The sequence below is a fragment of the Psychromonas hadalis ATCC BAA-638 genome (assembly GCF_000420245.1).
GTDB lineage: Bacteria > Pseudomonadota > Gammaproteobacteria > Enterobacterales > Psychromonadaceae > Psychromonas > Psychromonas hadalis.
This window is the reverse complement of sequence record NZ_ATUO01000156.1, coordinates 1-8,320: the sequence shown is the minus strand read 5'-3', so window position 1 is coordinate 8,320 and position 8,320 is coordinate 1. Positions and strand designations below refer to the sequence as shown.

The following is an 8,320-nucleotide window of genomic DNA, read 5'->3' as shown; positions in this document are numbered from 1 at the left end:
AACCGTCACTTCTTTTCATACTCTGAGGATTAGTGATTTTGAATCGTTTCAAAATTTATATTAAAAAAATAATACTCTAGATACAACAAAGCCCCGATACTTATTTTCATAAGAGTTCGAGGCTTCATCATTTGTTTGGTACCGCTGGACGGACTTGAACCGTCACTCCTTTCAGAACCGGATTTTGAATCCGGCGTGTCTACCAATTCCACCACAACGGCATTTGGTGAGTTAATAAATCAACTGACCAGTTAGTGGGCTTGATTATACCCATCGATGCTACACACACAAGCGTTTTTAAAACAGTTTTGACTAACCGCTCAAAAACCCACCAATAATCACTGCTTATCTTTTCTTAACAAAGTGCTACACTGCTCGCATTGATTTTTAGAGGAATAAAAATGACTAAGCGTAATCAGAAAAAAACAGTAAAATTTACCTTGCAAGAGCAGTATCAAAGCTGTCCTCGTGCTAACTTTTTTAAACGTTTAGGCGCGTATATTTATGATCTTATGGCACTGGCTGCCGTTTTGATGCTTTCCGTTATTTTTGCACTGTTAGTGGTCGTTATCAGTAATAATATGGGTTTAATTAACCTTTCTGCCTATCAAGATATCGCCGATTACCTTGGTCAAAGTACTCTTTTTGCTTCATATTTAGCATTGGTAGTCGTTGGGTTTTATGGCTATTTTTGGAGTAAAGGCGGACAAACAATTGGTATGAAAGCGTGGCGTTTACGTGTGCAAAATAGTGATGGCAGTAATATCACTTTTACCCAAGCAGTTATCCGTATGGCAACGTCTGCTTTTGGTTTAGGTAATATACTTGCACTGCTTGAAAACCGTAACGCTTTCCAAGACTTATGGGCAGAATGTGAAGTGATTGTATTAACTAAAGAGCTCAGCAATTGGAAAGGTTTTAAAGGTATGGGCTTTATGGATGAAGACAAAAAGTAACGACTAGGCTTGAAGGCGTTTCAGCCTTCAAGCTTTTTATTAACTTTGCCTTTTCAGCAAATACAGCGCAATCCCTAGTACCAACAAGCTTGGTAGAAGCGCACCTAACACAGGTGGCAAGCCAAACACTAAACTAGCAGGACCAAACAATTCGCCTGAAATATGAAAAGTGAAACCACTGGCGATACCAAAAATCAGGCGCGTCCCCATAGTAACGGTACGTAACCCACCAAAGATAAACGAAACAGACAGCAACATCATGACGACAATGGTAAAAGGTAAGACCGCTTTACGCCAAAAGGTTAACCAATAACGGCTTGCGTCTTGCTCATTTACTTCCAAGTAATTAATATAGCCATAAATATCACGCATCGACATTTTTTCAGGATCGCTTAATACCACCTCTAATTTCTTAGGCGTTAACTCCGTTTGCCACACAGTCTCTTGCATCACCGTCACTTGGGTTTTATCTGCCAAAAAAGTTGTTTTGCTTATATTGGTTAATAACCACGAACCCTGCTGATAAACGGCTTTACGTGCTAACAGCGCTTGCTCAAGTTTCATCTGTTTATCAAAGAAGTAGAGTTGCACATCGAACAGTTCTGCTTGATTATTCATGCGCCCAATACTAATAAAAGCATTGCCATCTTTTACCCAAACCCCATATTTATTACTTACCTTTTGTTGTCCACTACGCGCTTGGTCACGCATAGAATATGCTTCTTTATCGGTTTCAGGCGCAATAAACTCACCTAAAATCATCACCGCAAACACCATCGGTACCGCGGTTTTTAATACCGCGCCTGCGATACGCAGTTTGGACATACCCGCCGCCTGCATCACTACTAATTCACTGCTACTTGCTAAACTTCCTAAGCCAATTAACGCGCCAATTAAGGCAGCCATCGGAAAGAAGATAGCGATTTCAACGGGTATTTTAAGTAAGACAAAATAACCGGCAGCCCATACATCATAAGTGCCTTGTCCGACATTTCTCATCTGCTCAACAAATTTGATAATACTGCTTAAACCAATTAACACAAACAGGCTTAAAAAAGTAGCAGCAAAAATTGTTTTGCCGATATAGCGATCTATAATTCCCATCATATTACGATTCAACCTTTATCTTTTTCTTGCGCTTAGCAGATGAAAACTTACCCAATGTTTGCAGATGTAAAAACACACCGAAAGCTAAGAACAGTAATAACACACCCCAGATACTAAACGCAGGCATCGTCCCCTCTTCAATTAAACTACGCGAGGTACTGAGCAACAGGAAAAAAGTTAAATAAAGAGATAAAGCGGGTAGCAATTTTGCATAACGCCCTTGGCGTGGATTCACTTTTGCCATCGGTACGGCCAGAAAGGTGATCATTAAAATAGAAAGAGGGATAGCAAAGCGCCACTGTAATTCAGCTTGGTAAGCGGGGGTTGCGACTCCAAACAGTTGCGCAGTAGGTAATGCTTCAACACCACGCTTTCTTTCACGCACTTCACGATTGGCAATATGCACTTCAAAACGATCAAACTCACTGCTATCAAATTGTGATTGACCCACGATACCTGCGTAACGTTGACCATCATAAAGCGTTAACCATGTACCATCTTTTTTATTTTCAACACTGCCCGTAAGGGAAGTTAATACCGAAGGCGCTTTGTTCTTATCTGTCGGCCAATGCGCCGCAAAAACACGCTCTAATTTCTGCCCCTCTTTATACTTTTCAACATAGACCACCCCGCCCTGACCAGACGTTTTGTGGAAGCGTCCTTCAATAAGCGTGGCGGCACCTGCATCGGATTCTGCATTTTCAATGACACTTATCATCTTATCTTCTGCCAATGGGGCGAGGTATAAACTATTAAATGATGCAAAAGCAAAAGTAAAAACAGACAAGACCAAGGTTGCTTTTAAAACACTATTAGGGCTATAACCACAAGAAGTCATCGCTATCATTTCGCTCTCACCGTGCAAACGTCCATGCGCAAAAAGTACCGCAAGATAAAAACTGATTGGCAACATCAAGGTGCCGAGTGTCGGCAGATTAAGGTAGAGTAACGTTAAAACAAGATCGGGCGGAATAACACCACTGATCGCTTTAGCAAGAATAGAGATAAATTTTTGGCTAACAAAGATAAGCAATAGAACAAATAAAATACCCACTTGGCTTTTGAATGTTTCTAGCATGAGGTAACGACGAAGTATCACCCTGTTCTCCAGTCTGAAATAAGATGTTATGAAAATGGTGGATTAAGCAAGCAATTACGGTAAAATTACCATTTTGTAATCTAAAATCCACAAACATCTATAATAACTGCATTTTTATAAAAATAGCATCGTTAATATAAATAAAATCACGGCATTAAGGGGAACTATGGAATTTCTTGTAAAAAGTGGCAGTCCAGAAAAACAACGCAGTGCATGTATTGTTGTCGGGGTCTTTGAACCACGTCGTTTATCACACGCAGCAGAACTACTTGATGAAATCAGTGAGGGCTACTTAACATCCCTACTTCGTCGTGGTGATATTGAGGGGAAAGTAGGTCAAGTACTATTTTTACACCATGTACCAAATGTGCTTAGTGAGCGTGTTTTATTGGTGGGCTGTGGTAAAGAGCGTGAACTAAGTGAGCCTCAATACAAACAAATTATTAGCAAAGCCATTGCGACGTTAAACGACACTGGCGCATTAGAAGCCGTCTGTTTTCTTTCTGAACTACACATTAAAGGCCGTGATAGTTACTGGGCAGTTCGTCAAGCAATAGAAGCGGCACAAGACTCGTTATATAGCTTTGATCGGTTTAAAACCAATAAAGACAATACCCGTCGTCCACTACGCAAATTAACCTTCCATGTTTCTAGCCGTAAAGAGCTGCCACGCGCAGAGCTTGCACTACAACATGGTATCGCCATCGCATCGGGCAGCAAAATCTGTAAAGACTTAGCGAACATGCCGCCTAATATCTGTACGCCACTCTATTTAGCAGAGCAAGCACAAGCACTTGCTGCGCGTTTTGATAAAATCGAAACAGAAATTCTCGATACCGCGCAGATGACCGAGCTTAAAATGGACAGTTACCTCGCGGTCGCACGTGGCTCTGATAATCCCGCTTATATGTCAATTATGCACTATAGTGGCGGCGAAGCGGGTCAAAAACCCATTGTATTAGTGGGTAAAGGGTTAACCTTTGACTCCGGTGGTATTTCTCTTAAACCCGGCGCAGGCATGGATGAGATGAAGTATGACATGGGGGGGGCGGCGGCTGTTTATGGCACCATGAAAGCACTGGCAAAACTCGATTTACCCCTTAATGTAATTGGTATTTTAGCGGGCGCGGAAAACATGCCAGCAGCCAATGCTTACCGACCGGGTGATATTTTAACCACGATGTCAGGGCAAACGGTTGAAGTATTAAATACCGATGCTGAGGGACGTTTAGTATTATGTGACGTACTGACTTATGTGGAGCGTTTTGATCCTGAATGTGTTGTTGATATCGCAACATTAACCGGCGCTTGTATCATGGCACTGGGTCACAATATCAGTGCGATGTTAAGCCCACATAAAGGCCTTGCTCATGAGTTATTAACGGCTTCAAATCAGTCCAGTGATAAAGCATGGCAACTGCCAATGGATGATGAGTTCCAAAAACTGCTTGATAGCCCATTTGCTGATATGGCAAATATTGGCGGTCGTCCAGCAGGTACAATCACGGCAGCTTGTTTCCTTTCTCGCTTTACTAAAAAATATAACTGGGCGCATTTAGATGTAGCAGGCACAGCATGGCGACCAGCGGGTGCAAACAAAGGCGCAACAGGCCGACCTGTACCGCTACTGACCCAGTTTTTAATTAATCGCAGTGAAAACAGTGACAGTGAATAAAATATGAGCCAAGTTACTTTTTATATTCTCGCTGAAAGTGCTAGCGACACCCTCGCAACGGACATACCTGCGCATTTTGCACAGGCATGTTCGCTGGCGGCATTTTATTATCAGCAGAATAGAAAAGTATTTATCTATACCGATAATCAGCAAGATGCGTTTATCGTCGATGAATATTTGTGGCAGTTCGATGGGGGTAGTTTTGTTCCCCATAATTTACTCGGTGAAGGACCACACTACGGCACACCGGTAGAGATAAGTTGGATGCCCCCCACACATCCACGTCCCGTACTCATCAATTTAAGTTTACAGCTACCCGATTTTTCTAATAATTTTCAACAAATTATCGATTTTGTTCCTCATGATGAACAACTGAAAATCGCAGCCAGACACCGATATAGCGCCTATAAAAAATTAGGTCACTCATTATCAACCGAGAAGCTTTCAACAGAAAAAGCATCAACTGACACGGTTGATACCCCAAATTCAAACAACCAAACAGAAGATAATTAATGGAAAAGACATACAACCCAAGTGCCATTGAGCAAAAAAACTACCAAAACTGGGAAGAAAAAGGTTATTTCAAACCACACGGAGATACCAGCAAAGAGAGTTTTTGTGTGATGATCCCACCTCCTAATGTTACGGGTAGCTTGCACATGGGTCATGCTTTCCAAGACACCATTATGGATACCATTATCCGTTACCAACGTATGCAGGGTAAAAATACCTTGTGGCAGATGGGAACCGATCACGCGGGTATCGCAACACAAATGGTGGTTGAGCGTAAACTGTTTGCAGAAACAGGACAAACGCGTAAAGAGTTAGGTCGTGAAACCTTTATCGAGAAAATTTGGGATTGGAAAAAAGAGTCTGGTAACACTATTTGTAAACAGATGCGCCGTTTAGGCACTTCGGTTGATTGGGATCGCGAACGTTTTACTATGGATGATGGTTTATCGGCTGCGGTTAAAAAAGTATTTGTGGATCTTTATAACGATGATCTGATCTATCGTGGTAAACGTCTGGTTAACTGGGATCCAAAACTACACACCGCTATCTCTGACTTAGAAGTTGAAAGCAAAGACGTTAAAGGGTTCATGTGGCATTTCCGCTACCCATTGGCGGATGGCGCGTTAACGGCGGATGGTAAAGACCACATTGTTGTTGCAACCACACGTCCAGAAACCATGCTTGGTGATACAGGTGTTGCGGTAAATCCTGAAGATCCGCGTTACCAAGATCTGATCGGAAAAAATATTGTATTACCTTTCACCAACCGTTTAATCCCCATTCTTGGTGATGATCATGCGGACATGGAAAAAGGCACAGGTTGTGTAAAAATCACCCCTGCACATGACTTTAACGATTACGAAGTGGGTAAACGCAATAACCTACCGATGATCAACGTACTCACCTTTGAAGCCTGCATTCGCGATGAAGCGGAAGTATTTAACAGCATGGGCGAGAAGAGTGATGATTACAGCACTGAACTGCCTAAACAGTTCCAAGGGTTAACCCGTGAAGATGCGCGTAAATTAGTGGTTTCTGAGCTGGATGCACTGGGATTATTAGATGAGATTAAACCCCATGACTTAACCGTACCTTACGGCGATCGTGGTGGTGTTGTTATCGAGCCCATGTTAACTGACCAATGGTATGTGCGTGTTGCACCGTTAGCGAAAACCGCAACAGAAGCGGTTGCAAACGGCGATATTAAATTTGTACCACAGCAATATGAAAACTTATATAACGCGTGGATGAGTGATGTAAATGACTGGTGTATTTCACGTCAACTTTGGTGGGGTCATCGTATTCCCGCTTGGTATGATGAATCAGGTAAAGTCTATGTCGCGCACACTGAAGCTGAAGTACGTACAGAACATAACCTTGATGACAGCGTTAAATTAACCCAAGATGACGATGTACTTGATACGTGGTTCTCATCGGGTTTATGGACATTTTCTACACTAGGCTGGCCTGAGAAAACCATGGATCTTAAAACCTTCCACTCAACAGATGTATTGGTAACGGGTTTTGATATCATCTTCTTCTGGGTTGCACGTATGATCATGATGACCATGCACTTTATGAAGAATGAGGATGGCACACCGCAAGTCCCCTTCAAAACCATCTACATGACCGGGCTTATCCGTGATGAAAATGGCGAGAAGATGTCCAAGTCTAAAGGTAATGTATTAGATCCACTAGATATGATCGACGGTATCGATTTAGAAAGCCTAGTCACTAAACGTTGTGGCAACATGATGCAACCAAAAATGGCCAAGAAAATCGAAAAACAAACACGTAAAGCGTTCCCAAATGGCATCGAAGCACACGGCACCGATGCACTGCGTTTCACACTGGCAGCAATGGCCTCAACGGGGCGTGATATTCATTGGGATATGAACCGTTTAGAAGGTTACCGTAATTTCTGTAACAAGCTTTGGAATGCCAGCCGTTATGTATTAATGAGTAGTGAAGAGACCCCTTGTGGTTTTGGCGATGATGCAGGTAATGAGATGCAACTGAGTCTGGCAGATCGCTGGATCCAAGGTCAAATGCAAACCACCATTAAAGAATTTCGTCATGCACTTGATACCTATCGTTTTGACTTGGCGGCCAACATTCTTTACCAATTCACATGGGATCAGTTCTGTGGTTGGTACTTAGAGTTAACCAAGCCCATTCTCTTTAAAGGCTCAGAAGCAGAGCAACGAGGCACACGTCATACACTGCTTAACGTATTAGAAACACTGCTGCGTTTGGCACACCCAATTATGCCGTTTATGACCGAAGAGATCTGGCAACGCGTGAAAGGGGTAACGGGGCTAGGTGGCGAAAGCATCATGATAGAACCGTTCCCTGAGTTTGATGCAAAACTCGTTGATGAAAAAGCAGTTGAAGATTTGGAATGGGTTAAACAGATTATCATGGCGATTCGTAATATCCGCGGAGAGATGGATATTAGCCCGAAAATACCGCTTAACTTATTGGTTAAAAATGCATCGGACGATGACCAGCGTCGCTTTACAGAAAACCAAGCTTTCTTAAGCGCATTAACTAAACTGGAGAGTGTCACTATTGTTGCAGAAGGGGAAACAACACCCGTTTCAGCGACCGCACTTGTTGGTGAACTTGAGCTATTAATTCCAATGGCGGGATTAATTGATGTCGATGCAGAGCTAACACGTTTATCCAAGCAGTTAGAAAAAGCACAAAAAGAGCTTGGAAAAATATCAGGAAAACTCAGTAACGAACGTTTTGTAAGCAACGCACCAGAGGCAGTTATCACCAAAGAGCGTGGCAAACAAGCAGAGTTACAAACAACCTGTGATAAGTTAAGTGAGCAGATAGAGACGATTAAAGCACTTTAATTTTCAATCGTGTTAAAAAGGATCACCATAGGTGATCTTTTTTATGCACGCTTATCTTTTGCAATGATCACCTTTGCTGATCTTTTTTATGCACGCTTATCTTTTG

General features: G+C 42.3%; 6 protein-coding genes and 1 tRNA gene. 4 read left to right on the top strand and 3 right to left on the bottom strand.

Annotation, left to right across the window (positions count from 1 at the left end; all coding sequences use genetic code 11):
- Positions 1-136: 136 nt before the first annotated feature.
- Positions 137-221: transfer RNA gene (locus G322_RS0115440), tRNA-Leu, on the bottom strand.
- Positions 222-401: 180 nt separating this feature from the next.
- Here G322_RS0115440 and G322_RS0115435 point away from each other — a divergent pair.
- Entirely contained in the window at positions 402-956 is a 555-nt protein-coding gene (locus G322_RS0115435; protein ID WP_022942638.1) for an RDD family protein, read from the top strand.
- Between the two features lie 39 nt (positions 957-995).
- Here the strand turns inward: G322_RS0115435 and lptG are convergent, their stop codons facing one another.
- Complete coding sequence (gene lptG, locus G322_RS0115430) at positions 996-2,063, bottom strand: LPS export ABC transporter permease LptG (protein WP_028866677.1); 1,068 nt, start codon at positions 2,061-2,063, stop codon at positions 996-998.
- A 1-nt stretch (position 2,064) separates the two neighbouring features.
- Positions 2,065-3,162: an LPS export ABC transporter permease LptF gene (lptF, locus tag G322_RS0115425; protein WP_022942636.1), complete on the bottom strand. Its 1,098-nt coding sequence runs from the start codon at positions 3,160-3,162 to the stop codon at positions 2,065-2,067.
- A 166-nt stretch (positions 3,163-3,328) separates the two neighbouring features.
- Here lptF and pepA point away from each other — a divergent pair, with 166 nt between their 5' ends.
- Genes pepA through G322_RS0115410 form a run of 3 tightly spaced genes read left to right on the top strand, consistent with a single transcriptional unit; the run spans position 3,329 to position 8,214 of the window.
- Positions 3,329-4,837: a leucyl aminopeptidase gene (gene pepA, locus G322_RS0115420; protein ID WP_022942635.1), complete on the top strand. Its 1,509-nt coding sequence runs from the start codon at positions 3,329-3,331 to the stop codon at positions 4,835-4,837.
- A gap of 3 nt (positions 4,838-4,840) precedes the next feature.
- A complete protein-coding gene (locus tag G322_RS0115415; RefSeq protein ID WP_022942634.1) occupies positions 4,841-5,350 on the top strand; it encodes a DNA polymerase III subunit chi in 510 nt (169 codons plus the stop codon).
- Positions 5,350-8,214 carry a valine--tRNA ligase gene (locus G322_RS0115410; RefSeq protein ID WP_022942633.1) on the top strand — a complete coding sequence of 955 codons (2,865 nt, stop codon included), beginning with the start codon at positions 5,350-5,352 and terminating at the stop codon, positions 8,212-8,214. Before G322_RS0115415 ends, G322_RS0115410 begins: the two co-directional genes overlap by 1 nt.
- Positions 8,215-8,320: the final 106 nt, after the last annotated feature.